This is a genomic window from Telluribacter roseus (assembly GCF_017355915.2).
In the GTDB taxonomy this organism is placed as follows: Bacteria; Bacteroidota; Bacteroidia; order Cytophagales; family Spirosomataceae; genus Telluribacter.
The window spans coordinates 167979-194279 of record NZ_JAFEUV020000002.1; the positions used below are offsets into that span (position 1 = coordinate 167979).

Consider the following 26301-nt stretch of genomic DNA (forward strand, 5'->3'; position numbering starts at 1 on the left):
AGGCTGGCTGTCTTTTTCTCACTAGAATACTTACTTCACCCGCCCGTACTGCTTCATCAGCTCCAGTACCTTTTGCTTAGGGAGCGCCTCTACAGTATGCCCCTGGCTGCCCGTCATGGTTTCGGCCCCAAAAAGGGAGTTGATGATAGCCTCTTCGGTAGCCTCAATGGCCGCCAGGAACAGGGGCGACACGTAGTCATTGTGCAGGAGCGTTACGCTGGAGGTAGGTTGAGTAGTGTCGTGGGGGATGCGGTAGGCCGTGGAGAAAGCGATGACGTAGTCGCCGCTGCCGTTAGAAGCAATACCACCCGTACGGGCCAGACCCATAAATACCCGCTTCGCCAGTCGCTTCAGATTGCGGGCATCCAGCGGTGCGTCGGTGGCTACCACCATCATGCAGGAGCCATCGGATGATTTGTCTAGTGATTCTTTGAAAGAATATTTACCCAGCTCTTCCCCCACGGGTACGCCATCAATCTGGAGTACGCCTCCGAAGTTGGTCTGCACCAGTACCCCTACGGTGTAGCCACCCAGCTTTTGGGGGAGCTTGCGCGAAGAAGTACCTATGCCGCCTTTCCACCCAAAGCACACCGTGCCCGTACCGGCTCCGACGTTACCTTCGGCTACGGCACCACCCTGAGCTTTTTGTAGGGCTTCCAGTACATGCTCTTTCTTAATGTGGCGCCCGCGTATGTCGTTGAGGTAACCATCGTTGGTTTCACCCACTACCGCATTGACAGAGCGTACCTGCTCGTTACCGGCTCCATTGAGTGTCCAGTCGATGAGGGCACCCGCAGCGGTAGGTACGCTGAGGGTATTGGTTAGTACAATGGGCGTTTCGAGGGTACCCAGTTCTTCCACCTGTGTGTAGCCGGCCAGCTTACCGAAGCCATTCCCGATGTAGATGGCGGCAGGTACTTTCTGCTGAAACAGGTTGCCCTCGTGCGGGAGGATGGTCGTGACGCCGGTGCGTACATCCGCACCCTGTACCAGCGTAACCTGCCCGACTTTGACCCCTGCTACATCCGTAATGGCATTATGCGTACCTACGGGTAGTACCCCAATCTTGATACCCAGTTCACGGGGGCGTTTCTGACTGAAAGTATAGTGGGCAGATAACAGGCAGACGGAAAGGGTGAGTAGTACTACTTTCATGAAAGGCTGGTTTAGGTTTATGACCTTTCAAACTACATAATTTTCAGGAAGAAACTGGCTGGCACTGTTCACAAAAGTAGGTGGTGCGCCCTCCAACCTTGCTCTGAGCAACTGGCTTATGGCAACGGGGGCACTGCCGGTGCTGCTCGGCATCCTCGTAGGGAGAGGTGTCCCACGCCCGGGCGTGGATGATGTACGAAGGTGGGAAATCGGCGTAGCGAGCCTCCCTTTCGATAGCAGTGCGAAGTACTTCCTGAATGGCCCTGTGCAGAGCCTCTACCTCCTGTTGGGATAGTTGGTTCGCTTGTTTTTCGGGATGGATGCCCGCCTGGAAGAGTAGCTCGTCCGCTATCCAGTTGCCCACGCCCGCCGCCACTTGCTGGTCGAGCAGAGCAGATTTAACTGCCGTTTTGCGAGCTGCAAGCACAATGGCCAAATCCTCCACGGTCAACTCCAGAGCGTCTTTGCCAATTTTCTTATCCCGCAGGTAGGTTTCGATATCATTGACCAGCCCCATGCGCTCAAACTTGCGCGGACAGATAAAGCCCAGGTTGTACCCGCCCCTGAAGTAGATTACAATACGGGCGTGGCGCGGACGGTCCAATGACTGGTGGTAGTACTCCAGATCGCCCGTCATACCGAAGTGCATGTGCAGGATTACACCCGGTCGGTCTGTAAATACAAACAGGTTCTTACCTACCCGTCGGGTACCCGTAAATGAAGCACCGCGTAGGGCTTCGAGGAGCAGCGCGTGTTCAGTGGTGAGCAGTTTGGTGTCTTCCACCTCAATATCTTCAATGGGCTGGTGGAGCGAGGTAGCTTCCAGGTAGCGGCGGTATCCTTCTACTTCGGGTAATTCGGGCATAGGAGTTAATGGTCAATCAGTCGATGGTGTAACCCCCGGTTGGTCCAAATAGTTTGTCAGATAAAGGCCAGTGGATAGAGTCGCTGCTGCTCGCGTAGGAGCCCCTGATAAGCCAGCACTCCGGCCGCCAAAACTAACCAGCCCAGCCAGCAAAGCAACGGGATGAGTAGCAGCCAGCCTCCCGATAGCGTAGGCAGTAGCAGTGTATAACTTATGAAGAAGCTCTGGTAGGGATTGAAAACAATAGCTGCCTGGAGCAGACGGTAGTATTGGATCATAGAGAGCTTATACCCCTTCTTAGGTTGACTTTTGTAAAAATAGAAAGTAGCCGCCATACCCGCCGCACCGGCCAAAGAGCCGTTAAGTATCAGAAAAATAGTAGCATCAAAGTAGTCAAAAGCAACGCACAGGAGTAGCGCCGCCAGGCCCGAGCTAAGCAGGAGCGGCAACCGGAACAACGCTTTCAGCTGATTCCACCACACTCGGGCATCGCGGCGAACCAAGGCTCTGTGTTTTTGTTCCAGTACTTCGGTAAACCCAAAGATCCCGAAACGGGCGTATACCTTCTGTAAGGCTGCCTCGAACGATACACTGGGCTCAGCGGCCATCTGTTGCTCCACCTCGCTTGCCAAGTGGTCTACCAGTTCTAGCTGCAGATCGTAGTAGTCAACGTTTTTCTTCTTAACAAAGCTGTACAGCGCATCGATCTGCGCGTCGGTTAGGGGAGTAGGAGTATGCATGGTAGTATCTGTTAATACACGAGACTCTTATAAATAGTACCTATTCAAAATTAGTCTGTTAGCCCAGCGATAGCTTCGCTCCTAATAGTAGCTGCATGTGCTTCACGAATTCTTCCAGCTCGGCGAGTCTGCTTTCAGTTTCGGTTTGTCCTTTGGGAGTAATGGCGTAGTACTTTCTCATACGGTTTCCTACGGGTACTACTTCGGCCGTCAGCAGACCCTCTGCTTCCAGCTTATGCAGAGCCGGATACAACGCGCCCTCGTTAAGGACTACTTCATTAGCGGTAAGTTCCTTTACTTTCTGAGTCATTTCGTAGCCATACATGCGGCCATTCTCTTTCAGCAGCTTCAGCAGTACAGTACTGAGGCTGCCTTTATAGAGTTGGGAATTGTTCATGGTACTTCTTTCGGATGTCCTGCAAGGGTAAATATATACCTAAATAGATTATGCATCAATAGCTGAGGTAAAAGATATAGTGTAGCCTTCTCTCTTACAGTACATGGCTCTACCAGTCGAAATTTTTGCTAATTTTGCACACCAATTTGCCTATCAAAGAGTTATCTTTTTCATAACTATCTAATAACTAAAATGCTACTTAGCGAACAGGAGATACTTCGCCGCCAAAAACGTGAAGAACTAATGAAGCTGGGGATTGATCCCTACCCCGCCGAGGAATTTGAAGTCAACGTTACGGCTGCCGATATTCATAAAAACTACGAGAATAATAAGTTAGACTATAAAAGTGTAACTATAGCCGGGCGTCTCATGGGCTTCCGGATTATGGGTAGCGCTTCGTTTGCTGAGCTGCAGGACAACACGGGTCGTATTCAGCTGTACTTCCGGCGCGACGACCTTTGCCCCGACGAAGACAAGACCCTGTATAATACTGTGTTCAAAAAACTGCTCGATATCGGTGATATCATCGGAGCGAAAGGTTTTGTGTTCACTACCCAGACCGGTGAGGTATCGATCCACGTACAGGAGTTCAAGATCCTGACCAAGTCGCTGCGTCCGCTACCGGTAGTGAAGCGCGACGACGAAGGAAACGTATACGATGGCTTCACCGACCCTGAGCTGCGCTACCGCCAGCGCTACGTGGACCTGATCGTAAACCCCGAGGTGCGGGATATATTCGTAAAGCGGTCGCGGATCATAACTACCATGCGCCACTACTTTGACTCCAAAGGCTGGCTGGAGGTAGAAACACCCGTACTGCAGTCGATCCACGGAGGAGCGGCGGCCCGTCCGTTCAAGACCCACCACAACGCCCTGGACGAAGACCTGTACCTGCGTATTGCTACGGAGCTTCACCTCAAGCGCCTGATCGTAGGTGGTTTTGATGGCGTGTACGAGTTTGGTAAGCTGTTCCGGAACGAAGGAATGGACCGTACTCACAACCCGGAGTTTACGACCGTAGAGCTATATGTAGCCTATAAGGACTACCACTGGATGATGGCCATGACCGAGCAGGTACTGGAGCAGGTAGCTCGTGCCGTAAATGGTACTACTAAGGCTACTTTCGGAGATAAGGAACTGGACTTCGCCGGTCCGTATCCGCGCCTGAGCATTACAGAAGCGATAGAGAAGTTTACCGGTGTCAACGTGGAAGAGCAGGATCTGGCGTCGCTGCAGGCGCAGTGCCGCCAATGGGGCATGGAGATCGACGATACCATGGGCAAAGGTAAGCTCATCGACGAGATATTCGGAGAGAAGGTAGAGGAGCACATCATCCAGCCTACCTTCATCATCGACCACCCCGTGGAGATGTCGCCGCTGACCAAGAAGCACCGCAGCAAGGCGGGACGGGTTGAGCGTTTTGAGCTGTTTGTCAACGGAAGGGAGATTGCCAATGCCTATTCGGAGTTGAACGACCCCATTGACCAGCGCGAGCGATTTGAGGACCAGCTACGCCTGAAAGAGCGCGGTGACGATGAGGCCATGGAAATGGACGACGACTTCCTGCGGGCGCTTGAATACGGAATGCCTCCTACCGCCGGTATCGGTATTGGAATCGACCGCCTGACCATGCTTCTGACCAACAACTCCAGCATTCAGGAAGTACTTTTCTTCCCGCAGATGCGGGCCGAGAAGAAGCCCGAAATGGCTACGGATGCTGACTATGAAGCTGCCGGAGTACCTAAGGTATGGATACCCGCTCTGCAGAAAATGGGCTTGATGACCATAGAGCAGTTGAAAGGTGCTAATCCGAATAAGGTATTCAATGACCTCGGAGGGCTACGCAAGAAGCTGAAGATCGACGCTCCTATGCCTAAGAAAGAGGAAGTAGAAGGCTGGATCGGCTAATACATGTTAAAATGATACAAACAAAAAAACCGCAGCAGAGCCGCGGTTTTTTTGTTTTCACTGCCAGAAAAAGAAAAGTTATATTTTTCTTACTTGAACGGCATTAAGTCCTTTCTTACCTTCAACGACCTCGAATTCAACGCGGTCTTTTTCACGGATAGTGAGGCCTCCCAGGCCAGTCACGTGAACGAAGATGTCCCTGTTTGTGTCGTCTTCAACGATGAAACCGTACCCTTTGGCTTCGTTGAAAAATTTTACAGTACCTGTCTGCATGATAATAAAAATGAAAAATTAAATAAATAAAAAAAGGTTAAGAATTGTAAATGCCGGCTCCAAGGGTAGAAGCAAACACAATTATCCAGGTATTGAAATGGATTTGAGAATGCTCCCAATACAAATCAATAAGATTGTTTGATACTTTTTTGTCAGCCAAAGAAGTAAACATTTTACAGATTCTTCAGTCGCAAAGAAACAAAAATTGTTTGGATTCCAACTATTTCGTCAAAACAATTTGATTTAACGGAAGTTATAGCCCGTATAATTAATAAGTTTTTACTACATAAAGCATACAAATTGGATTTGCTACCATTGTCAAAACTTATTAATTTGGAACGTTAATCAGAGCTATAAGGGTATGAACCGGATTCGCTATTACGTAGAAGACCAAATTTTTGGTGTGTGCGCCAGACTCGGAGAGAAGCTTAGCATTTCGGCCAGCAGCATCAGACTGTACTTCATCTATACTACCTTTCTTACCTTTGGCTCGCCTATCATCATCTACCTGGTGCTGGCCTTCTGGATGGAGCTGCGCAAGCACTGGCGCCGCCACAACAGCCCTACGATTTGGGAGCTATAGGGAAGCCCTTCTTGTATAGTTGCGGAAGCTCCGGAAAAGTATATCTCTTATTCACAAAGTACTCCCACACTACACTACGGTAGTACAGAGGTGCCCGGTAGGTAGTTCGCTTCAACCCTTTGGATAAGTCGTGCACCATGCCATAGAAGGCGAAGTGCGCCCGTACTATAGCCCATACATCCGGCCAGGCTCCGGTAGCCATAAAGCGCACACTCGATATCCCGTCCAGTACCAGACGCATAAAGATGGTCTTCCAGCGCCGGCCTATGGGCAGGTTCTTGTACAGCATGATCAGGTTGTTGCGGTAGTTGAGGAAGGTCTTGCGGGGATTTGATTTGTGCAGCGTACCACCGCCTACGTGATATACCTTGGAATAGCCGCAGTAGGTGATGCGGTAGCCCATGTTCAGCAGACGCCAGCAGAGGTCTATTTCTTCCATGTGGGCAAAGAAGCGCTCATCAAAGCCGCCCGCCTGGTGGAAAGCATCGGCCCGCATAAACAGGCACGCGCCTGTAGCCCAGAAAATATCCGAGGTATCGTTGTACTGGCCGTTGTCTTCCTCACGGGTGTCGAAGATACGGCCGCGGCAGAAAGGGTACCCCAGGTAATCCATGTAGCCACCCGCGGCACCCGCGTATTCAAAGTGGGAGCGCAGGTCGTGGGCCCGGATCTTGGGCTGGCAGGCAGCAATCTGCGGGTCCGACTTCATGTACGCGATCACGGGCTCAATCCAGCCGGGGGTAACCTCCACGTCCGAGTTGAGCAAAACGTAGTACGAGGCTTCAATAGCCTTAAGAGCATAGTTATAGCCTCCGGCGTACCCTTTGTTGTCTGTAATTTGAAGTAGGTGTACCTCCGGATGGTGCGCACGCAACCACTCCAGTGACCCATCGGTGGAGGCATTATCGGCTACCCACACCTCATGGCCTGAGGAGTGGGTAAGCACGGTGGGAAGAAATTGTTCTAAGTAATGTTTCCCGTTGTAATTCAGGATAACAATGGCAACCTGTGACATTCAAACGGCATTTATTTCATAAAGCCGCCCAGATCCAACCCCGGTATGTTGGGAAGGACACCTTCGGTAGCTTTCTGCAAATGCTCTTTCACTTTAGGTTCTATATTCTCCAGTGCTTTATTAACGGCTGCTACTACCAGATCCTGAAGCATTTCTTTGTCATCCGGCTTGATCAGGTCGTTATCTATTTCCAGGGATACTACTTTTTTATGGCCGTTTACGGTCACACGTACCATACCAGCGCCTGACTCGGCCGATTCGGTAATGGTACCGAGTTGTTCCTGAGCTTCCTTCATCCGAGCCTGCAGGTCCTTCATTTTACCCATCAGGCCCATCATATCACCCATATTTCCGAACATCGTACTTCCAGTTTAAAATTTTAACTAATGCTACCAGAATAAAGTACAAAGATAAGGCATTTAGCGCAGAAGCAGAAAGCTTCCTGACTTTACGAAGGGTTTGGAGGTGCTGTCTTTTATCTCAACGCGATAAATATAGTTTCCTTCCGGGGCTTTTTCACCGTTAATCGTACCATCCCAGCCCTGCGAAGAGTCTGTGGATCGGTATACTACCTCGCCCCAGCGGTTATAGATCAGCATCTGGAAGGATTCAAATAATATACCTTTGGCTGCGAAGACATCATTTAATCCGTCTCCGTTGGGAGAGAAGGCGTCGGGCAAGAACAGGGAGGCTTCCTGCCGGAAGAAGACCTGGTTGGAGTAGCTGATGAAGCTTCCGTTTTGTGAGTGAACCCGTATCTGGTAGTTGTACTCCTGCTCCTCAGGGCTGTCGAGTTGAGGGTTATAGCTGGTATTGGTACCTACGTCAATTCCCTGTGCCGGCCCCGAGTTACTAATTTTGACTACATAATAGTTGCCAACCTGGTTCGTGAACGGTTTGTCGCCGGTCCAGCGGATCAGTGTGCCGGTATGCTGCAGCCATACCGTACAGATGGGTTCAGTAGGAGTGGATCGGTTGCCGCAGGCATTCTCGTAGGTGATGCGGTAGCAGTAGGAGCGTTCGGAGGTCTTGGCGGTGGCGTCGGTATAGCGGTTGCTATTGGTCAGTTCAGCTATTTGCTGAAAGGCACCGCTGCCGCTTTCGGCCCGCTCAATGATTAGCTTAAAGGTAGTAGTAGCCCCGGTAGTTGGTGGAAGTGCCAGTACAGAAACACTTCCATTCTGTTCGACACTCACAAAGGCATTGGTGATAGTTGCTGGATTTTCGTTGGATATGGCCGTAACCTCAACCGGCGCCGAAATAGATACTATCTGGGCGGTGCGGGTGATGATCTGGTAGCGGTAGGTTTCGCCGCATTGTACATTGGTATCGACGAAGGAGAGGCTGTCGACACTAGTATATTGCTTTATAATATTTCCATTCCGAAGTACTTGGTACTCTGTAAATCCAGCAGTTACTGGATATTTGGACCAGTTTAATATGTTACGTTTGTTTTCAGCTCTGGTGTCCAGGCTGGTACTCCAGGCCTCATTAGATTGCTTACTATTTCCGCAGACATCCGATGTTTTAATATGAAAACTGTGTACCTGATTAGGAGCCAGGGAAGGAACCACAATTTGCTGATTGGCGTCTGAGCTACTCTTGAACCCCGTACCGGTGTAAGCTCCGCCGCCGGACTTAACCATCACCTCCGACTCGGCTCCTCTTACTCCTATATAGGTAACGGCTATACCACCGTCAGGGCGGCTCTCCACCTGGCTTATCGTAGCTCTGTCAAGTTGTACATCATTCAGAGTGACCGGATAGTTATTAGTTCTTCCGCCTCCGCAACCACCTGATTTGTAAAGACCACGTATACTAATCTGGCGTTGACCAGTACCAGTGTAGGTATGTTGTATCTCAAGCAACTGCCCTTTGGTTAGCGTGTCGTTTCTCGATCTATCATTCCAGTTTATCTCGATCTGGTCATACTGCTGGGCTATGGTATCATTGACTATAGTAAGCTTTACCTTACCGTCTGTACAGGTAATCACCTCTACATTAGGGGGAGTCGTATCAAGTACCTTTACCTGCTTACAAGCTGTGAATCCTGCATTTACTGTACTACTTCCAGCCTGTAAAATAGTATACGTTCCTGGTCTTGTGTAGGTATGTGTCAGTGATCGAGTAGAGGCAGGCATATTTCCTCCCTGATAATTATAGGCCCATTGTAGTAGTAAAGGATTAGATCCTTTAACTGTATCCTCAACTACTACGGTAAGCGGTGCACAGCCCTCTTGAGGTCTAACTATAAAGCCTCCTCCTCCAAGTTCACATAACTGTGCCTTCCCCTCATGGGCTATTAGTAGTCCGGTCACTAAAAAGAGACTGAACAATAAATACCGCCCCAATACGTGTGTTTTTTGTAGAATTTGCCTCACAATCCAGAGAAAAACAGTTGATTTTCTGACAGAAAGAGCGGGCAAGAAACGGATTGCCCTAAAGCTTTGTTTATTAACTAATCAAAATTAAGAGTTTCGGAGCTAACCCTGTACCTTTACCGCTTAAACGTGATTATTTGCTTAACTATTTTCCATCAGCCTGACTAATGAGCAACAATAGTACCAAAATTCCCCTTGATTCCATAGAGGATGCCATCAAAGATGTGCAAGCGGGAAAGATCATCATTGTTGTTGATGATGAAGATCGTGAAAACGAAGGAGATATGATATGCGCTGCCGAGATGGTAACGCCTGAAATTATAAATTTTATGGCGCGCGAAGCGCGAGGGCTTATCTGTGTGGCGCTTACTGAGGAGCGCTGTGATGCTCTGGAGCTGGAAATGATGGTAGGGAAGAATACAGCGACGCACGAAACGGCCTTTACAGTATCCGTAGACCTGCTGGGTAACGGCTGTACCACGGGTATATCGGCCGGTGACCGCTCCAAAACAATACAAGCTCTGGTCAATCCGAATACCCGACCCGAAGATCTGGGACGTCCCGGACATATATTCCCTCTCAAAGCCAAGCAGGGCGGAGTACTTCGTCGTACGGGGCATACCGAAGCCGCCGTGGACTTTGCCCGTCTGGCCGGACTGGCGCCGGCGGGGGCTCTGATCGAGGTTCTGAATGAGGATGGCTCTATGGCCCGCCTGCCCGAGCTGCGTCAGATCGCCGACCGGCTAGGGATGAAGCTCGTTAGTATTAAAGACCTGATCGAGTACCGTCTGCAGAAGGAAAGCCTTATCAAGCGTGAGATAGGAGTTGATATGCCTACCGACTGGGGGCACTTTGACCTGATCGCTTACCGCCAGCTCAATACCGGCGACCTGCACCTGGCTCTTGTCAAGGGTACCTGGGAGAAAGACGAACCTGTACTGGTACGGGTACACTCCTCCTGCGTAACGGGTGATATATTCGGCTCGTGCCGGTGCGACTGCGGAGGTCAGCTACACGCTGCCATGGAGCTGGTGGATAAAGCTGGCAAAGGAGTAGTACTGTACATGAATCAGGAAGGTCGTGGAATAGGTCTAATCAATAAACTTAAAGCATACAAGCTACAGGAAATGGGCCGGGATACCGTAGAGGCCAATCTGGAGCTGGGCTTTCAGATGGATGAGCGTGACTACGGAGTAGGAGCACAAATCCTGCGTGACCTGGGCGTGACCAAGATCAAGCTGATCTCTAATAACCCTAAGAAACGTGTTGGTCTGATGGGCTACGGACTGGAAATAGTAGATTCTATCGCCATTGAAATAGCCGCAAACCCCCACAACGAGCGCTACCTGCGGACGAAGCGCGATAAAATGGGACACGTACTGAAAAACCTGACTATACTCAAAGGATGATTCCCGTACTGGTGGCTACCACTGACGAAGATCTGCTCAAATGCCGACGGGCGGTGCAGGCGCTTCGTCCCAAACTTTCAGATAGAGCCTATGATAAGGCTATTCGACGTACGCTGGCTGATAACCGGCAGATGATATTTGTGGAAGAGGGGAAGGAGGCTGGCTCTACGGAGGCAGCGGCGGTGGCCGTATTCGAGACAGGCTATAACCTGTTCAGAGGGAAGTATATTTATATTGATGATCTGTCGACGCTACCGGAGTACCGGGGCAAAGGCTACGCCGGCACCCTGCTGGACTGGATACTGGACTACGCACAGCGTGAAGGATTTGACGAAGTACATCTGGACTCCGGAGTAAGCGAAGCCCGTACCGACGCGCACCGCCTCTACCTCAATAAGCGGTTTCAGGTCACGAGCCTGCACTTTGCTTTGAAGTCTTGATAGGGTTTACAGTAAGCTATATAAAAAGCCTGTAGGAGTAGTTACTCTTACAGGCTTTTTTGTGTCTGCATAAATTTACTAGTCGTCGTAGTACCACTTAACGCAACCCTTCCTTACATTCGGTCGTATATCTTCCTAAAAGCATTAAAACATGCCCGAGTACAACTCCGCTGTTCTTCTTGAACTGCTCGACGGCTGTTTGCACGGTAACCGTCGTAGTCAGGAATTGCTCTATCGGCAGTTCTACGGCTATGCTATGGGGATTTGCCTGCGGTATACCCACAATCGTGAAGAGGCCCGGGAGGTCCTGAACGATGGATTCCTGAAGGTATTCACGAAGCTGGAAAAGTTTGACTCAGAGCGTTCCTTCAAAGCCTGGTTAAGCCGGATCATGATCAACACCGCCCTCGACAACTACCGCCGGGAAGCACGGCAGCAGACTGTGCATGATGATGTACAACTGGCGGAGGTTTCCATTGACGAGACGGCGGTTAGTCAGCTAGCGCACGAAGAGCTGATCGGCATGATCCAGCAGTTGCCGCCAGCCTACCGGGTGACCTTCAGCATGGCTGTCATTGATGGCTATACACACGAGGAAATTGCTGAGAAGCTGGGCATTACGGTTGGAGGTTCCAAATCGAACCTTTCTAGAGCCCGTGAAAAGTTAAAGGTGATGTTATCAAAAAAAAATGCAGATGACTATGAACGAGTGGCCAGATGACCGCCTGGATGAGCTCTTCAGAATATCTGCTGAAGAGCATAATCCTTCCTTTGAACCCGCCGATTGGGACAACCTGCGCGAGCGACTGGATGCAGGTACCAAACCAGCTACGTCAGGGTGGCTCCGGAAATGGTGGCCCTGGGGAGCGGTAGTACTACTGTTATTGGTAGGTGGAGGACTCGGTTTCTACTACTGGGGAGGTACTTCTGTAGACTCAAAGGAAAAGCTAGCGACTACCCCTTCTAATCCCGCAGAAGCTGTGCCGACAGGAGGTGATAAGGCGGGCAAAGAAATGAATACCGAGGAAGTGCATCAAAAGCCGGAGGATGTGCGTAATGCAATGCATGATACAAAAGGGGGCGAACCTAAAATACCTGAAGAAGCCCGGGGTACTCCAGGAAAGGAAAAGGCAACATCCCGGAAGATATTGCCCCGGAGTCAGCCGGACGCAGGCGGAGTGCGTCTACGATCCAGCCTGGCTGGTAGGAAGGAGGGCGACGGGGCACCCCATTGGAACAGGAAGGAAACGGTGGCTGGGGCAACTCCTCCGGCCAGCGGACCTTCTTTACCAGTCAGAAGTAGAGAGGTAGTACGTAAAGAAACAGGTACAGTCGCAGGCACATTCAGGGAAGGGGTTGTTGAGGCAGCCCCGGCGGAGCAGGTCACAGCCGTCCATGCAAACGCCCTATTACCCCGCCAGACGTTCCGGATGACTACACCTCTGTCGCTGCCATCTATTAGCTACACTGACTCGGGGCAAGTGGCTGAGCCGTCGGTTGTGAGGCCGGCCTCTGCTCCGAAGTTAGCTGTAAGGCTGGGCGTATCGCCAGATATGAGTTCAGTGGGACTGACAGGTTTTACCAATCCCGGTCCGGCTACCTCCTTACTGATTGAGTATGCCGTGATGGATCGGCTGTACGTACAGTCGGGTGTAATCCGGAGCCTGAAAGCCTACCGGGCGCTTCCGGGGCAGTACGAGTGGCCAGCTTACTGGACGCAGTACATCAAGCCGATTAGCATCGACGGTGACTGCAAGGTACTGGAAGTACCCCTGAACCTACGATACGATCTGGCACGGAGTACACGCGCTACCTGGTTTGCAGGAGCAGGCGTATCGTCGTATCACATGCAGAAAGAAGTATACAAGTACAATTACGAGCGCCCGGACCCCAGCATCAAGCGGTGGCGCTGGGAAGGCCAGACGGGATGGTACTGGCTGAGCCACCTCAATGCCTCGGCCGGCTATGAGTACCGCTTCTCCAACCGGCTGTCGCTGCTGGCAGAGCCGTACGTACGGGTGCCGTTGCGTCGGGTCGGATACGGTAAGGTCAACTTATTTACAGCGGGCGTATGGATGTCGGTACGGTATGTACCCGCCTTCAAAAAGTAGAGGCCCCTGTACTTTTGAGTGTAGTTTCAACATAACTAGCAGCTATAAACATGGAAATTAACGAAAAAGAAACCCTGAAAAGGGGCGAGTTTCTGCGGAGCCTGGGGCTAAGTACGTCGGCACTGATGGCCTTTTACTGCATGGGTACGCTCACCGCATGTAGCTCCGGAGATGATGACCCCCAGCCTGGAGGGAACAACAACGGTGGGACGGGTAGTACCGCCGGCCTTACGGGCAAGGCTACCGGCAGTAGTATCGACTTCACCCTCGACCTCACCAACAGCAACTATAATAAGCTGAAGACAGAGGGGCAGTTCGTCATAGCCGGGGATGTCATAGTAGCGCTGGCCTCGGGTAATAAGTACGTGGCCCTATCAAAAAGGTGTACGCATGAGGGTACTAACGTACAGTACCGTCTGGCTCAGAACGACATGTATTGCAGCAACCACATGTCGGCCTTCAATTTGGATGGTACTGTCAAGCAAAGCCCGGCAGCGTCGCCGCTGAAGGTGTACAAAACCGAACTCAGCCAGAATGGTAACTCGCTCCGGGTATACGAATAATTGCAGCTTCTATGAAACTACTCCGCATTATACCTTTTTTGTTGATACCCTTGCTGGGCGCAGCTCAAGATGACCTGCTGGGGGAACTTGAAAAACAGGCTGTACCGCCGACCGTTCCGGTAGTGGCTACCTTCAAGTCCACCCGGATTATCAACGGGCATTCGGTAGAAACCGTCAAGCGCAACCACATGGATTTCCGGATCTCGCACCGCTTCGGGCGGCTCAACTCCGGCGCCTACGAGCTGTTTGGGCTGGATCAGGCTACCATACGCCTGGGGCTGGAATACGGCGTCACCGATAACCTGATGATTGGCATCGGGCGTAGCTCCGAGCAGAAAGCCTATGACTTTTTTGGAAAGTACCGCGTCCTCCGCCAGACTACCGGCGCCCGTACCGTACCCGTATCCGTTACCTTGTTTGGGAGTACTGTTATCCGTACGGTGCGATCATTCATACCCGGCGAGCAGGAGCGTTCTTTTCAGGATAAGCTCTCCTATACCGGACAGGTACTGATAGCCCGTAAGTTCAGCGAGCGGCTCTCCCTACAACTTACGCCTACCTACCTGTACCGTAACCAACCCGAGCTGGCAGCGGACGATCAGCTACTGTTGGCGGTAGGCATTGGTGGCCGCTACAAGATCAGTAAGCGGGTGTCGCTCAATGGCGAGTACTTCTGGGCCCTGCGCGATAAGAGTAGTGCGGCTTTGCCCTATTACAACTCCCTGGCTGTTGGCTTTGATATCGAAACGGGCGGGCACGTATTCCAGCTGCACTTTACCAATTCGCTGGGCATGATCGAGAAGCAGTTTATCGGCGAAACAGTAGGTACATGGGGCAAGGGAGATATACACTACGGATTTAATATATCGCGAACGTTCAGCCTGGATAAGAAAAGCAAACGAGCGGCCACGGACTGGTAGAGACCATTACTATGATCAGGTACTTATTCACATACATACTTCTACTACTGATTGGCCTTACCGCTTCCGGACCTGTACGGGCTCAAAGCAATCTGTACGCTACCGCTACGGGCCAGACCAGCTTCTTCTCCGAAACGCCCGCTGAGAATATCACCGCCGTCAATAAGAAGACGCAGGCGATCCTGAATACCTCCACGGGTGAACTGGCTATCCGGATGAACATGCGGGATTTTGACTTTCCTAATGAGCTGATGGAGGAGCACTTCAACGAAAACTACCTGGAGTCGGAGAAGTACCCCACGGCCACTTTTCGGGGTAAGGTTGACCAGACGGTGGACTATACTCAGAATGGTACCTACGAAGTGAGCACAACGGGAGCATTCACCATCCATGGCGTTACCCAGAACCGGACCCTGAAAGGACAACTTATTGTGAAAGACAAAACCATCAGCATCAGCTCGGATTTTGAAGTAGCCTTGGCCGACCATAAAATAGAAGTACCTAAAATCGTATTCATGAAAATAGCGCAGGTAATCAAGGTGAAGGCCCGGTACCAGCTTACTCCATACAACCGGTAGCAGGCGCGATATAATCCAATAAAAAAGCAGCTACTCCTGAAAAGAGTAGTTGCTTTTTTTATCAATGGAAACGTAAGCCTTGGTAAGTATCAATGAGGGTAAAAGTTCTGGGTTGTGGCTATAAGCTGGTATGCGCATCGTACAGCACCGGTGTTACCGGCCCTTTAGCTACCTTCCTGACCACAGGTAACCCTACATACGACAAGGAAGCAGGATACTAGCCAGCCAGGACATTGCCGCTGCTAACAAGCCAGCGCACTCCCACTAGCCTTACTCAGAAAGAACAGGCAGATAGAAGTGCGCTGGCGTTAACTCCGCGATGAAAGGCTTAATTGACTTTCAGCAGTCGTACGGTTTGAGTCTGACTAGCCGTGCTCACCCGCAGCAGGTACACACCTGGGCTAGCACCTACAGACAACACCACCCGCTGCTGGGGCTCGGCCTGCTCTACCTGCTGCTGATCCACTACATGCCCCTGCAGGCTCACCAGTACTACTCGCAGGGCTTGCCCGGTGGCTCCGCTGATCAGGACTTCTACCTGGCGGCCACTAACCGGGTTGCCCAGCACCTGCACCTGCAGCTCATCCTGACCGGGCTCGGCGCTCAGTCGAGCGTTGGCAGGCGAGGGGCTACAGGTGCCGAGCTGATCACCATGCGCCAGGTGATCCTGCATGCCTCGCTCATCCACACACAACATTTTTCCCTTGTGACACACCAGGTATTTAGCTTTTTTGCCATTCAGCGGTTCGCAGTCGTAGGCATCCGTAACGCCGTCATTATCATCATCCTCATCACAAGTGTCGCCTTGTCCATCTTTGTCAAAGTCGGCCTGGGTGGCATTGGCCAGCAGGGAGCAGTTGTCCTGGGCATCGGCTACGCCATCGTTATCATCATCCGTATCGCACACGTTGCCTTGGCCATCACTATCCGTGTCGAGTTGATCGGCATTGGCGACTAGAGGACAGTTATCTTGAGAGTCGGGCACACCATCACCGTCGCTGTCCGGCACACAAATATTTAGTAAAACACCCAAATTGTTGTTGGAATTTGCCACCACCAGATCAGGCTTACCATCGCCGTTGAAGTCGCCGGTTGATATACCCAGTGGCTGGTTGCCACCGGAGGGGAACGTGGTAGCAATTGAAAAGGTGCCATCACCATTGCCCAGTAGCACACCCACATTGTCAAAGGATAGATTTGTCACTGCCAGATCTAGTTTACCATCGCCGTTGAAGTCGCCGGTTGATATACCATATGGCTGACCACCACCGGTGGGGTAGGTGACGGCAGATGCAAAGGTGCCATCGCCATTGCCCAGGAAGATGCCAACTCTGTCAGAGGACAGATTTGCCACCACCAGATCTAGTTTACCATCGCTATTGAAGTCGCCGGTTGTTACGTCCCTGGGAGCACCACCACCGGTGGGATAGGTGACGGCAGATGCAAAGGTGCCATCGCCATTGCCGGGCAGGATGCTAACATCATTAGAGACTCCATTTGTCACCACCAGATCAGGCTTACCATCGCCGTTAAAGTCGTCGGTGGCGATGCCAAATGGCACGTCGCCACCGGTGGGGTAAGTGGTGGCAGCCGCGAAGGTGCCATTGCCATTGCCCAGAAGCACACCCACATTGTCGGAGGCTAGATTTGTCACCGCCAGATCCAGCTTTCCATCGCCGTTGAAGTCGCCGGTTGATATACCAAGTGGCTCGTTTCCACCGGAGAGGAAGGTGGTGGCAGCCGTAAAGGTGCCATTGCCATTGCCCAGCAGCAAACCCACATTGTCGGAGTTAAAATTTGCCACCACCAGATCCAGTTTTCCATCACCGTTGAAGTCGCCGGTTGTGATATCAAATGGCGCACCTCCACCAGAAGGGAAAGTGTTAGCAACCGCGAAGGTTCCATTACCACTGCCCAGCAGTACACCAACATTGTTGGAGCCAGCGTTCGTTACTGCTAAATCGGGTTTGCCATCGCTGTTGAAGTCCCCCGTGATTACATAATTAAGGTTATCACCGCCGGAGCTATAAGGTACTGCCGGGGCAAAGCTGGGGGTTGAGCAGCCGCTGCTCTGGGCACTCACATTCAGCACATTGGCTACAAGCATTGGCAGTATACATACGGCACGGGAGCAGGATACTAGCCAGCCAGGACATTGCCGCTGCGAATTTAGGCGGATGAACGAGCTGGGGGAGAGCTCGAGGGTTCGCTGAGCGAATGAAGTAAAAAGTAGATACATAGGCAGTTTGCTGAGTGGTTTAAGAGACGATACAACAGCAGCACAAGAGTACGGCTTTCAGCGTCAAACAAGGTGGAGAAATGTTCCGTAAAGGTGGAGAATTGTTCAGCCCCTGGCCGAATAGCGAAAATTATCGAGAGGCGTACCAAATTCTTCTGAAAATACCCAGTTGAAATATTTAGGATCATCGAAGCCCACGGCATAAGCTACTTCGGAAACATGGAGGGCAGTAGTAGATAACAGCTCCTGAGCTTTGCGTATACGTAACGGGCGGAGGTACCGGTTCATAGGTACTAAGGTAGATCAGGCGGTAGATTATACCCAGAACGGTACCTACGAGGTCAGCACAACGGGAGCATTCACCATCCATGGCGTTACCCAGAACCGGACCCTGAAAGGACAACTTATTGTGAAAGACAAAGCCATCAGCATCAGTTCGGATTTTGAAGTAGCCCTGACCGACCATAAAATAGAAGTACCTAAGATTGTATTCATGAAAATAGCTCAGGTAATCAAGGTAAAAGCCCGGTACCAGCTCACACCCTACAACCGATAGCTGATTTTAGAAACCGGCGATGTAACTACAAAAAAGAGCAGCTACCTGATAAGAGTAGCTGCTCTTTGGCAATCAGTACTAATGTCTGTGCCTGGTATGAATTAGCGGATGGATATGTAGTCGTTGGAATTAGTCTAGCGACTGGTGTACATCGTACAGCACTGGTGCTACCGGTCCTTTGGCTAACTTACTTACCACAGGCAGTAGTTGTGGGCCAATAATGCTTAAGGCGGCATCGGCATGTTCCCTGCTTGTCCAGAAACCCAGCAGACCAAACTTTTGATCCTCATGGGTCAGGAGCATGATCTTCTCACATCCGTCTATTGATTTAATTTTGGGCAATATAGTACCTACTGCATCCAATACCTCCGCCTTTTGCTGGGGATCGACTTCAAAGTTGAGCATCCGTATGACCATAACTGTGTGTTGTTTATTAGTAAAAGGGGATAAATTGTAGTGAAGGGGTCTAAACTATCCCTTATCAGCTTCTTTGCTTAGGGAGCAGATTAAACTCCATAGGGGTTTCTTTAGAAAGCACAAAAATCTCAATGGCATGTTTCAGGAAGGACTCCACGGGCGTAATACCGGCGAGCATCAGGTCAATATGAAAATACACCCACTGCTGAAGCCAGCAGGTATTGTGTGCCCAGATGAAGGAGTGGAGGAGACTATTCCTGCTTAGTTGCCGGCTGGCTACCCTTTCCATCTGCTTCTGGGTACGTTCCTTCCGCACACAAAGGTGGTGAATAGTCAGATCGGCGGAGTTAGTGGCCCGCATCGGACCAAAACTTGTCCATAAGGCCGTAGAAGAGGCCATCACCGGTAATTGGGGTACAATGAAGTGGTTATACAGCTTGGCGTTGGTATCCAGCTTGAACGGTTCGCCATCCCTGGCCAGTTTCAGGGTATCAATGCCGCTTTTATTGCCGGTGGCCCATATGACTACATCGCAATCCTGTTCGCTGCCATCTTTGAGTAGTACGCTGTCTTCTCTGAACTCAACGATCTCCCCTTTGCTATAAGGTACATCTTTAAGGTCCTTACGCTGGGTGGGGCATAAGACTCCGCCGTGAAAATGGTTGAAATCAGTATGTGGGTCGCCATAGGCATACAGGTACCCCGATGACCAGTGGAGTATAGCGCCCAGCCTGGAAGAAACACCCGTCCAGAGTACAGTAGCCAGGTAACTCATACCCCTCACTTTATTCATGAAGGAAGTATCATGGAACAACGTTTCGTATTTATAAAACAAATAAGGCTTACGCATTAGCCAGGTAAAGTTTTTATACCCGGCCCTGCGAAAGCCTAGTACCACGTCGCAGGCCGCCTTGCCCCCGCCTACTATGATTACCTTTTTGTTGTTGTCTATAATGTCATTGAAGTCGGCGGTCTTATACTGGATGGTATGCAACTGCTTGCCCATGAACTTTTCAGCTCCCTTGATAGTCGGTACATCACCAAATGCAGCCATGGAGGCCCATATGACCATGTCATAAGGTCCTGATTCCCGTTGCTCCCCGGTTAAGGTATCGGTTATCCTGATCGTGCCTTTCTTGTTAGCTGAGTTATAATCAACCGAATCTACATTTGAATTGAACTGAACGTACGATCGTAAGCGATTCGCGTCGGCAAAACGATGGATGTACCGTTCCACTTCTTCGGCCATTACCTTTCCCCCCTGTATATCACGATCGGTACTATATGGAAGCCCATCAAACGAGGTTACCGTCATGTTTCCGTGGATCTGCAAGCCATGATAGCGCAGATTTTTGTTCCAGGTACCGCCTATATCATCGTATCGCTCAAATACGTCAACGTTTGACACGCCTCGCTTCTTAAACCGCTCAAGGCATTGTAAGCCGCTCCAGCCTCCACCGATAATGGCGACCCGGAGGTCCTCGGGTTTACGATGATACGTGTACCTGCTCTTTATTAGCCCACGTTGAATGGCTATTACCAGCAGCATCACCGGTATGAGCGCAACGAACAGCGCAAAAAATATCAATGAGAAAAAGGCTACCAGCAGCCAGCCCAAGGGGGCCCACCACTTTGTTTTCTCAGTGGGCTGTCCCAGGCTCGAGTAGGGAGTGATCATTGCCGGAACGCCTGGGTTCTCGCTCACAAGCGGTGGTGCTGTCGTTACCATAGTATAGTACGGAATAGTTAATTGTAGGATATTAGCTTACGCAAATTGTTTCTCAAACCAGTACTGTACATTCATTTCCAGCTCTTCTACTGAGCTCCTGTCTTTATGCTTAATGACCGAGTCCTTATAGTTGATGTCGTAATCTTTTTCCCATTCGCGGAAATGCAGCGCAAGCTGTTTTATAGCATTCACCATATATCTTACTTCATGGTCGGTGTGGGTCGGGTGAATGGATAGTCGTATCCAGCCAGGCTTAGTTGATAAGTCTCCCGTGTCAATCATATCGCATATTCCCTTAGATACTGTTTTTGATACGTTTAGCAGGTGATGTCCGTATGTACCAGCGCACGAACAACCGCCCCGCGTTTGGATGCCAAATCTGTCGTTCAGCAATTTGACCCCTATGTTATAGTGTAGATCATCTATATAGAATGATACAATACCTAATCGTTTCTTCTGATTTTTAGCCAGTATGTGGATGTTAGGTATGGCTGACAATTCGTCCCAGATCAGGTCTATTATTTCCTCTTCTCTTCTCCGTATTTTTTCCACGCTCATTTCCTTCTTGAGCTGCATACACAGAGCTGCACGTATCGTTTGCAGAAAAGCGGGCGTACCACCATCCTCGCGGGCTTCTATATCGCTTACATAGCTACGTTCCCCCCAGGGGTTCGTCCAGTTTACAGTTCCTCCACCCGGATGATCAGGGACAGAATTGGTGTATAGCTTTTTGTTAAAGACCAGAATTCCGGTAGAGCCCGGCCCGCCCAGAAATTTATGGGGAGAGAAATAAATCGCATCCAAGTATTTTCCTGAGCGATCATTAAGGTGCATATCGATATCTACATAAGGTGCACTGCAGGCAAAGTCCACAAAACATACGCCTCCTGCCTGATGTATTACCTGGGCTATCTCGTAGTAGGGAGTCATGATGCCGGTTACATTGGAGCAGGCGGTAATCGCAGCGATCTTTACCTTTCTGTCTTTGTACCGGTCAATGGTTGCTTTGAAGTTCTCAACGGATACCAGGCAGTCCTCATCCGGCTCTACAACTACTACTTCCGCTATTGTTTCCAGCCATGATGTCTGGTTGGAGTGATGCTCCATGTGCGTAGTAAATACAACCGGGCGGTCTTCCGGGGCTATCTGTATATGGTCCTGAAAACGTTCATGAATCTTTAAGCCAAGTATTCTTTGCAGCTTATTGATTACGCCGGTCATTCCGGAGCCCGAGTTGATCAGTATATCGTTTCCATTGGCGCCCACATGTTCTTTTATGATATGTTGTGCTTCGTGGTACGCATAGGTCATGGCCGATCCGGTATGGTTCGTATCCGTATGCGTATTGGCCACCAGCGGGAGGAATTTTTTCAGAAGCCGCTGCTCGATCGGATAGTACATTCTGCCGCTGGCAGTCCAGTCAGCATAGATCATTCTGACACCACTATGATAGGGTGTCTTTATGAAAAGGTCTCCGCCTATAATCTCATCGCGGTACTTGGAAAAATATCTTTCCATAGCAGACTCAGTAGTGGCAGGCTTCAACAGGCTAGGTTCGCGACGGCGAAATGTATGAGTGAGAACGTCTCCTCCGGTAGTAATTGGTAGATTCATAGGGCAAGTGCTGCCTGGTTTAGGGAGTAATAAAACAGCAGCACAAGTCTACAAGTATAGGCCCAGAAGGAGGTGGAGAATTGTCCTGAATAGGTGGAGAATTGTTCAGCCCTTGGCTGATTGGCGAAAATTGGCAGGAGGAGTGCCAAATTCCTCCGAAAATACCCGGCTGAAGTACTTCGGATCATCAAAGCCAACGGCATACGCTACTTCTGAAACGTTCAGGGTAGTAGTAGCTAGCAGCTCCTGGGCTTTTCGTAAACGCAATGCGCGAAGGTACCGGTTCATGGATAGGCCTGTCAGGGCTGTCATCTTCTTATAGAGGGTAGTTCGGCTCATGCCCATTAGCTGGCATACATCATCTATCGAAAACTGGGCATTATCCAGGTGGGCTTCTACAGTAGTACGTAGCTTAACCACAAACTCATCTTCCAGTGGCTCGTCTGGTCCGGCAGGGGCCACATTATCCTGAATAGTACCCAGAGCTAGCTGGCTGTAGTAGATCTGCAGCAGGCGCCGGGTCTGGATCAGGTTACCCAATACCAGCAGCAACTCTTCCCGTAGAAAGGGTTTGACCAGGTAGGCATCGGCTCCGCGCCGTAATCCGGCGATGCGGTCGTTCGCGGCTGCCTTGGCGGTTAGCAAAACAATGGGGATATGGCTGGTTTGTTCGTTGTTTTTGAGTGTATCACACAGCTCAAACCCATCCTTGAGTGGCATCATGACATCACTTAAGATCAGGTCCGGCATTTTATCCAGCGCCAGGTCAATGCCCACCTGGCCGTTTTCGGCCCGTATTACCTGGTAGTAGGCTCCGATGCAGGCTTGAATGTAGGCGGCCACATCGTCATTATCCTCTACCAGCAGCAGTACTGGCCGGATTACCGAAGCGGGCTGTTCCGACTCGCTCCACTGAGAGCCATTCAGGTCGGACCTATCCAGGCCGGACCCATCCAGGCCGGACCCATCCAGACTGGATAGCTCTGGGCTGACTAGTACCGGAGCCACCAATTGCTCCTGGGTCAGTTGCGCCTGACAGGTAAATGGTAAGCTGACCACAAATTCGGCTCCCTGGCCCTGCAGATTTCTGACGGCTAGCCCACCGTGCATGAGCAACACCAGTTCACGTACCAGCGACAGTCCTATACCGGTGCCGTTGAGCTGCGAAGCTGATTGATTGTCCGTCTGGCGAGGCCCGGCCTGGCGAGGCCCGGCCTGAAAGAATCGGTCAAAGACCTTAGGCTGATTGGCCGGTTCAATACCAGGTCCGGTATCGCTCACGCTGAACTGAATCCAGGGTTTGTTCAAACAGGTGGTTGGGGAAAGTTCCTCATGGTATCCTAGTGGATTTAAGGGCTGCCAGCTGTCCCGAAGCTTTAACTGATAGGAGACGTGCCCGCCCCCGGGGGTAAACTTCAGCGCATTGGTCAGCAGATTAGAAAGAATGTCCTGCAGCTTGTCACGATCAAAATCAGCTACGCAGGTCTCTACCTCCAGAACACAATGCAGTTGAATATCCCTGGCCTTAGCCATCGACTGAAAGGATTCAACAAGATAGCGGGTAAAGCACACCAGATCGGCGCGCACCAGGTTCAGATGCATCTCCCCGGCTTCAATTTTGGAGAGGTCCAGTATCTGGTTGATCAGCCTTAGCAGATTAGCGCCGTTGCGCTCGATCAGTCCGGCTGCATTCTGAAGCAGTGGCAATTGTACCTCTGGCTTATAGCCTTTGAGCTCGGCAGCCATGCCCAGTATAACCGTGAGAGGTGTACGAAACTCATGCGAAATATTAGCAAAAAAGTGTGAGCGGGCCTCGTTGAGCCGCATCAGATCCTGAGCCTGCTGCTCAATAATCTCTTTATCCTGTTCAATGCGGGTAGTGGCGTGCCTGACCTGAGCTTCCAGTCGTATTTGTTCTACCTGATGTTGCCAGATACGCCACCGTAGCCATGCCCATATACTGGCTCCTACCAAGAGGGCCAACCCAATCAGAAACCAGGTACGCAGGTAGACCGGCCGCACTACCACCAGCTTTATGTCCAGCGTGTTGCCCGACCATTGCCCGTCGGCCGCCTGTGCTTTTATCAATAACTGATGGTCGCCGTAGGGTAGGTTGTTCAGCCGTAGTGTAGGTTCCGTCTGGTAGGTCCACTCTTTGCCAATGCCCTTGAATTGGTAGGCATACACGTTCTTTTCGGCATTAACGTAATTAAGCAGGGCAAAATCCAGTTCACTGGAACGGTCATCGGGTTCTATGGTAATGGTACCCGTAGTTATCACATCATCTGTCTTATCGACGATTCGATCCTCTACATGATTGTACTGCCGTAATGATGTGATGCGCAGGGGCAACTCAGCTTCCGGTTTCTGCTTTTGAAAATCACGGGGATCGAATGCCGTAATCCCGTTCAGCCCCCCAAAGTAGATGCGCCTGTTCTCCTCCTGATAATGCGCAATCCGGTTGAACTCGTTATGGGTAATACCATCCTCCACAAAATAGGCCCGGGTAGTAAACCGGGTAGGGTCAAACTGCATGATGCCGTAGTCGCTGCTCATCCAGAGGTGTCCCCGCTCATCGGGGTACACGGCGTAGATATTGTCATTGGACAAGCCTTCGCTGCGCCGGAACTGACGGTACTGGTTTTGCCGTCGGTTCCACCGGATCAGTCCGGCGTTGGCGGTAGCCAGCCAGTATATTCCTTGAGTATCTTGGTAGAAATGCTGGTAACTTTCGGCTGGCAGATAGAAATCGCTCCCTCCCCCGCTCCAGTAACGCGCCGTTATGCCTTTTTGAGGATGGATGGTATATAGGCCGGTATTGGCACAAATCCAGAAGGTACCTTGCCGGTCAGGAGCAATATGAAGTATATGGGCCTCGGCCAGTTCAGTAAATTGGTTGTATTGTATAAAAGGTTTTAGCTGTCCCTGCTTGGCCTCATACAGCAAAAGCCCTCTTCGGCCTCCCAGTAGCCATTGTTCATGACCAAACGGGTGAAGGGTCCAGGCGCCCGAGCCCTTGGGTAAGTCTGTAGTGGTATGGGAAGCAGTAGACGGTTTGTAACGAACAAGCTGGTCACTAATGCCGCCATAGAGCGTACCCTGCCCATCATGCATTAGCGCATACGCGGAAGCAAAAGCATCACTATTCGTTTGGAATATCTTGGGTATATACAACCTCCTGGGTACTCCGCCCAGTCGGTGGGAGGTATACAGGCCAATGTTTTCCAGATTGGCGAAGACTTGATCGCCTTGTACGGTAATGCCCCGAATGGCCGCTACATTTTTCTCCTTCGTATTTTCCTGATAGAATAATCTCTGAAAATGGTTTTCGGCCAGCTTTACCTGATACACACCAAAACCGGTACCTAACCAGAACAGACCGTTCCGGTCACGGAAAAAACTTCTGTTCTCAATCGGGTCACCCGACGTCTGACCGTCGATAGTCAGTACAACTCCTTTGGTTGAATCCCGCAGGCTAATTCCATCCCAGATCAGGCCGGTGCGGTCAAATGCGTAACAAACCGGAAAAATGTACTGATTCAACGATTTTAGCAACGAATACGGCCACTGACGACGCTGCCCGGACTCGTCTACGCTATAAAATAACTTAGGAGTTTGCCCGGACGGATCATCGGCAGAATAGAAAAATTCTATACCGGCATTACGCTGTCCAAAGCAGATGATTATGGATGCCTCGGGATGGAAAAACTGATGCAGGATACGCCCATCCGGGGTCAGTTCAACCAGGTACTTGTCATCCGCAATGGCCCAGACCGTATTGCGGGCTGTGACCTGAAACACTGCCAGCCTCTTAAACTGTGACAAGGATACATACTGCAATCCAGATTTGGGATGGTACGAAATAAGAACAGCCGGCTGGTAGTCTGTAAAGAATATGGTTCCGTTGGCACTACCGAGCAGGCGCTGAGGAGTATCAAATAAGGCGGAGGGACGCCGTTTTTTAAACTTTTCTTCAAACGAAACAGCCTCATTGGTTACGGGATTAAACAGCGTAATATGTGACTGGCCATACGGCCCCAGGAGCCACAAGTACCCGTCGGCATCCTGCGCGATAGACTGTATATCGTCAAAGCCAAGTCCGTTCCGCTCTTTGGTATAGCTCGTAAACTTTAGACCATCGAAACGGTTGAGACCAAACTTGGTGCCGAACCACATGAAGCCCTGCTTATCCTGAAAAATAGCGTTCACCTCCCGGTGGGACATTCCATCTTCCGGGCCATAGCGTTTTACTGAAGCGGTATACTGCTGGGCTTTTGCAAGCAGGCCTAGGCAGAGGAGTATGCTCAGTGTCAGAGGTAGACTTCTCACGGATTTCTATAGTGTGTGGACACAGCTAAAAGCGAGTAGAAGCTGGCGTTGAGGCTGCAGTTCTAAATTGCTTTTACTG

24 protein-coding genes are annotated in these 26301 nt (G+C 50.8%); 10 read left to right on the top strand and 14 right to left on the bottom strand.

What is annotated here, in order from left to right; genetic code table 11:
* Window positions 1–30 precede the first annotated feature (30 nt).
* The 4 genes from JTN23_RS03890 to JTN23_RS03905 are packed head-to-tail and all read right to left on the bottom strand — an operon-like array spanning window position 31 to window position 3157.
* On the bottom strand, window positions 31–1155 hold the full coding sequence (locus JTN23_RS03890; RefSeq protein WP_247232534.1) for a DmpA family aminopeptidase: 1125 nt from the start codon (window positions 1153–1155) through the stop codon (window positions 31–33).
* A 43-nt stretch (window positions 1156–1198) separates the two neighbouring features.
* Window positions 1199–2020, bottom strand: a complete 822-nt coding sequence (gene mutM / locus JTN23_RS03895; protein ID WP_247232535.1) for a DNA-formamidopyrimidine glycosylase — start codon at window positions 2018–2020, stop codon at window positions 1199–1201.
* Window positions 2021–2076: 56 nt separating this feature from the next.
* Window positions 2077–2760, bottom strand: coding sequence for a hypothetical protein (locus JTN23_RS03900; protein WP_247232536.1), 684 nt, complete (start codon window positions 2758–2760; stop codon window positions 2077–2079).
* 58 nt (window positions 2761–2818) lie between these two features.
* The gene (locus JTN23_RS03905) at window positions 2819–3157 is read right to left on the bottom strand and encodes a PadR family transcriptional regulator (RefSeq protein ID WP_247232537.1); all 339 of its coding nucleotides are present in this window, start codon (window positions 3155–3157) and stop codon (window positions 2819–2821) included.
* 192 nt (window positions 3158–3349) lie between these two features.
* Between JTN23_RS03905 and lysS the strand changes: the two genes are divergently transcribed.
* Window positions 3350–5065 (top strand): lysine--tRNA ligase, encoded by a 1716-nt coding sequence (gene lysS, locus JTN23_RS03910; protein WP_247232538.1) that lies wholly within the window; start codon window positions 3350–3352, stop codon window positions 5063–5065.
* A 78-nt stretch (window positions 5066–5143) separates the two neighbouring features.
* Here lysS and JTN23_RS03915 read toward each other — a convergent pair whose 3' ends face one another.
* Complete coding sequence (locus JTN23_RS03915; protein ID WP_247232539.1) at window positions 5144–5338, bottom strand: cold-shock protein; 195 nt, start codon at window positions 5336–5338, stop codon at window positions 5144–5146.
* 361 nt (window positions 5339–5699) lie between these two features.
* On the opposite strand from JTN23_RS03915, the gene JTN23_RS03920 reads away from it, so the two are divergent.
* A complete protein-coding gene (locus JTN23_RS03920; protein ID WP_247232540.1) occupies window positions 5700–5921 on the top strand; it encodes a PspC domain-containing protein in 222 nt (73 codons plus the stop codon).
* Here the strand turns inward: JTN23_RS03920 and JTN23_RS03925 are convergent.
* From JTN23_RS03925 to JTN23_RS03935, 3 genes are read right to left on the bottom strand one after another with little or no spacing between them, the layout of a single operon-like run.
* Window positions 5902–6936: a glycosyltransferase family 2 protein gene (locus tag JTN23_RS03925; RefSeq protein ID WP_247232541.1), complete on the bottom strand. Its 1035-nt coding sequence runs from the start codon at window positions 6934–6936 to the stop codon at window positions 5902–5904. The genes JTN23_RS03920 and JTN23_RS03925 overlap by 20 nt on opposite strands.
* An 11-nt stretch (window positions 6937–6947) precedes the next feature.
* On the bottom strand, window positions 6948–7295 hold the full coding sequence (locus JTN23_RS03930; RefSeq protein WP_247232542.1) for a YbaB/EbfC family nucleoid-associated protein: 348 nt from the start codon (window positions 7293–7295) through the stop codon (window positions 6948–6950).
* 60 nt (window positions 7296–7355) lie between these two features.
* Window positions 7356–8930, bottom strand: a complete 1575-nt coding sequence (locus JTN23_RS03935) for a T9SS type B sorting domain-containing protein (protein WP_247232543.1) — start codon at window positions 8928–8930, stop codon at window positions 7356–7358.
* Window positions 8931–9484: 554 nt separating this feature from the next.
* Between JTN23_RS03935 and JTN23_RS03940 the strand changes: the two genes are divergently transcribed.
* The 7 genes from JTN23_RS03940 to JTN23_RS03970 all read left to right on the top strand — a co-directional run bounded on the left by JTN23_RS03940 (window position 9485) and on the right by JTN23_RS03970 (window position 15338).
* Entirely contained in the window at window positions 9485–10726 is a 1242-nt protein-coding gene (locus JTN23_RS03940; protein ID WP_247232544.1) for a bifunctional 3,4-dihydroxy-2-butanone-4-phosphate synthase/GTP cyclohydrolase II, read from the top strand.
* Window positions 10723–11166 carry a GNAT family N-acetyltransferase gene (locus JTN23_RS03945; protein WP_247232545.1) on the top strand — a complete coding sequence of 148 codons (444 nt, stop codon included), beginning with the start codon at window positions 10723–10725 and terminating at the stop codon, window positions 11164–11166. Before JTN23_RS03940 ends, JTN23_RS03945 begins: the two co-directional genes overlap by 4 nt.
* 151 nt (window positions 11167–11317) lie before the next feature.
* Window positions 11318–11887 carry an RNA polymerase sigma factor gene (locus JTN23_RS03950; RefSeq protein WP_247232547.1) on the top strand — a complete coding sequence of 190 codons (570 nt, stop codon included), beginning with the start codon at window positions 11318–11320 and terminating at the stop codon, window positions 11885–11887.
* Complete coding sequence (locus JTN23_RS03955; protein ID WP_247232549.1) at window positions 11868–13277, top strand: hypothetical protein; 1410 nt, start codon at window positions 11868–11870, stop codon at window positions 13275–13277. Before JTN23_RS03950 ends, JTN23_RS03955 begins: the two co-directional genes overlap by 20 nt.
* A gap of 50 nt (window positions 13278–13327) precedes the next feature.
* On the top strand, window positions 13328–13840 hold the full coding sequence (locus JTN23_RS03960) for a QcrA and Rieske domain-containing protein (protein WP_247232551.1): 513 nt from the start codon (window positions 13328–13330) through the stop codon (window positions 13838–13840).
* An 11-nt stretch (window positions 13841–13851) separates the two neighbouring features.
* Complete coding sequence (locus tag JTN23_RS03965; protein WP_247232552.1) at window positions 13852–14760, top strand: DUF5777 family beta-barrel protein; 909 nt, start codon at window positions 13852–13854, stop codon at window positions 14758–14760.
* A gap of 11 nt (window positions 14761–14771) precedes the next feature.
* The gene (locus tag JTN23_RS03970; RefSeq protein ID WP_247232553.1) at window positions 14772–15338 is read left to right on the top strand and encodes a YceI family protein; all 567 of its coding nucleotides are present in this window, start codon (window positions 14772–14774) and stop codon (window positions 15336–15338) included.
* Window positions 15339–15666: 328 nt separating this feature from the next.
* Here the strand turns inward: JTN23_RS03970 and JTN23_RS03975 are convergent, their stop codons facing one another.
* Together JTN23_RS03975 and JTN23_RS25970 are read right to left on the bottom strand one after the other, a co-directional pair.
* On the bottom strand, window positions 15667–17445 hold the full coding sequence (locus tag JTN23_RS03975; protein ID WP_247232554.1) for an FG-GAP-like repeat-containing protein: 1779 nt from the start codon (window positions 17443–17445) through the stop codon (window positions 15667–15669).
* Between the two features lie 237 nt (window positions 17446–17682).
* The gene (locus JTN23_RS25970) at window positions 17683–17865 is read right to left on the bottom strand and encodes a helix-turn-helix domain-containing protein (protein WP_409049427.1); all 183 of its coding nucleotides are present in this window, start codon (window positions 17863–17865) and stop codon (window positions 17683–17685) included.
* Between JTN23_RS25970 and JTN23_RS03980 the strand changes: the two genes are divergently transcribed.
* Window positions 17831–18133, top strand: coding sequence for a YceI family protein (locus JTN23_RS03980; protein ID WP_247232555.1), 303 nt, complete (start codon window positions 17831–17833; stop codon window positions 18131–18133). The genes JTN23_RS25970 and JTN23_RS03980 overlap by 35 nt on opposite strands.
* 129 nt (window positions 18134–18262) lie before the next feature.
* On the opposite strand, the gene JTN23_RS03985 is transcribed toward JTN23_RS03980, so the two are convergent.
* From JTN23_RS03985 to JTN23_RS04000, 4 genes are all read right to left on the bottom strand, one after another.
* Entirely contained in the window at window positions 18263–18550 is a 288-nt protein-coding gene (locus JTN23_RS03985; protein ID WP_247232556.1) for an antibiotic biosynthesis monooxygenase family protein, read from the bottom strand.
* Between the two features lie 64 nt (window positions 18551–18614).
* Window positions 18615–20279 carry a SidA/IucD/PvdA family monooxygenase gene (locus JTN23_RS03990; RefSeq protein ID WP_247232557.1) on the bottom strand — a complete coding sequence of 555 codons (1665 nt, stop codon included), beginning with the start codon at window positions 20277–20279 and terminating at the stop codon, window positions 18615–18617.
* 36 nt (window positions 20280–20315) lie between these two features.
* Window positions 20316–21797: an aminotransferase class V-fold PLP-dependent enzyme gene (locus JTN23_RS03995; RefSeq protein WP_247232559.1), complete on the bottom strand. Its 1482-nt coding sequence runs from the start codon at window positions 21795–21797 to the stop codon at window positions 20316–20318.
* Window positions 21798–21998: 201 nt separating this feature from the next.
* Window positions 21999–26222, bottom strand: a complete 4224-nt coding sequence (locus JTN23_RS04000; RefSeq protein WP_247232561.1) for a hybrid sensor histidine kinase/response regulator transcription factor — start codon at window positions 26220–26222, stop codon at window positions 21999–22001.
* Window positions 26223–26301 lie beyond the last annotated feature (79 nt).

What these genes read in the sequence shown, in the direction of transcription:
- JTN23_RS03920 (WP_247232540.1), top strand. Translation starts at nt 5,700, where the DNA reads ATGAACCGGATTCGCTATTACGTAGAAGACCAAATTTTTGGTGTGTGC.
- JTN23_RS03960 (WP_247232551.1), top strand. Translation starts at nt 13,328, where the DNA reads ATGGAAATTAACGAAAAAGAAACCCTGAAAAGGGGCGAGTTTCTGCGG.
- JTN23_RS03940 (WP_247232544.1), top strand. Translation starts at nt 9,485, where the DNA reads ATGAGCAACAATAGTACCAAAATTCCCCTTGATTCCATAGAGGATGCC.
- JTN23_RS03905 (WP_247232537.1), bottom strand. Translation starts at nt 3,157, where the DNA reads ATGAACAATTCCCAACTCTATAAAGGCAGCCTCAGTACTGTACTGCTG.
- JTN23_RS25970 (WP_409049427.1), bottom strand. Translation starts at nt 17,865, where the DNA reads ATGAACCGGTACCTCCGCCCGTTACGTATACGCAAAGCTCAGGAGCTG.
- JTN23_RS03990 (WP_247232557.1), bottom strand. Translation starts at nt 20,279, where the DNA reads ATGGTAACGACAGCACCACCGCTTGTGAGCGAGAACCCAGGCGTTCCG.
- lysS (WP_247232538.1), top strand. Translation starts at nt 3,350, where the DNA reads ATGCTACTTAGCGAACAGGAGATACTTCGCCGCCAAAAACGTGAAGAA.
- JTN23_RS03950 (WP_247232547.1), top strand. Translation starts at nt 11,318, where the DNA reads ATGCCCGAGTACAACTCCGCTGTTCTTCTTGAACTGCTCGACGGCTGT.
- JTN23_RS03970 (WP_247232553.1), top strand. Translation starts at nt 14,772, where the DNA reads ATGATCAGGTACTTATTCACATACATACTTCTACTACTGATTGGCCTT.
- JTN23_RS03900 (WP_247232536.1), bottom strand. Translation starts at nt 2,760, where the DNA reads ATGCATACTCCTACTCCCCTAACCGACGCGCAGATCGATGCGCTGTAC.
- JTN23_RS03925 (WP_247232541.1), bottom strand. Translation starts at nt 6,936, where the DNA reads ATGTCACAGGTTGCCATTGTTATCCTGAATTACAACGGGAAACATTAC.
- JTN23_RS03995 (WP_247232559.1), bottom strand. Translation starts at nt 21,797, where the DNA reads ATGGAAAGATATTTTTCCAAGTACCGCGATGAGATTATAGGCGGAGAC.
- JTN23_RS03955 (WP_247232549.1), top strand. Translation starts at nt 11,868, where the DNA reads ATGAACGAGTGGCCAGATGACCGCCTGGATGAGCTCTTCAGAATATCT.
- JTN23_RS03890 (WP_247232534.1), bottom strand. Translation starts at nt 1,155, where the DNA reads ATGAAAGTAGTACTACTCACCCTTTCCGTCTGCCTGTTATCTGCCCAC.
- JTN23_RS03915 (WP_247232539.1), bottom strand. Translation starts at nt 5,338, where the DNA reads ATGCAGACAGGTACTGTAAAATTTTTCAACGAAGCCAAAGGGTACGGT.
- JTN23_RS03985 (WP_247232556.1), bottom strand. Translation starts at nt 18,550, where the DNA reads ATGGTCATACGGATGCTCAACTTTGAAGTCGATCCCCAGCAAAAGGCG.
- JTN23_RS03945 (WP_247232545.1), top strand. Translation starts at nt 10,723, where the DNA reads ATGATTCCCGTACTGGTGGCTACCACTGACGAAGATCTGCTCAAATGC.
- JTN23_RS03975 (WP_247232554.1), bottom strand. Translation starts at nt 17,445, where the DNA reads ATGCTTGTAGCCAATGTGCTGAATGTGAGTGCCCAGAGCAGCGGCTGC.
- JTN23_RS03930 (WP_247232542.1), bottom strand. Translation starts at nt 7,295, where the DNA reads ATGTTCGGAAATATGGGTGATATGATGGGCCTGATGGGTAAAATGAAG.
- JTN23_RS03965 (WP_247232552.1), top strand. Translation starts at nt 13,852, where the DNA reads ATGAAACTACTCCGCATTATACCTTTTTTGTTGATACCCTTGCTGGGC.
- mutM (WP_247232535.1), bottom strand. Translation starts at nt 2,020, where the DNA reads ATGCCCGAATTACCCGAAGTAGAAGGATACCGCCGCTACCTGGAAGCT.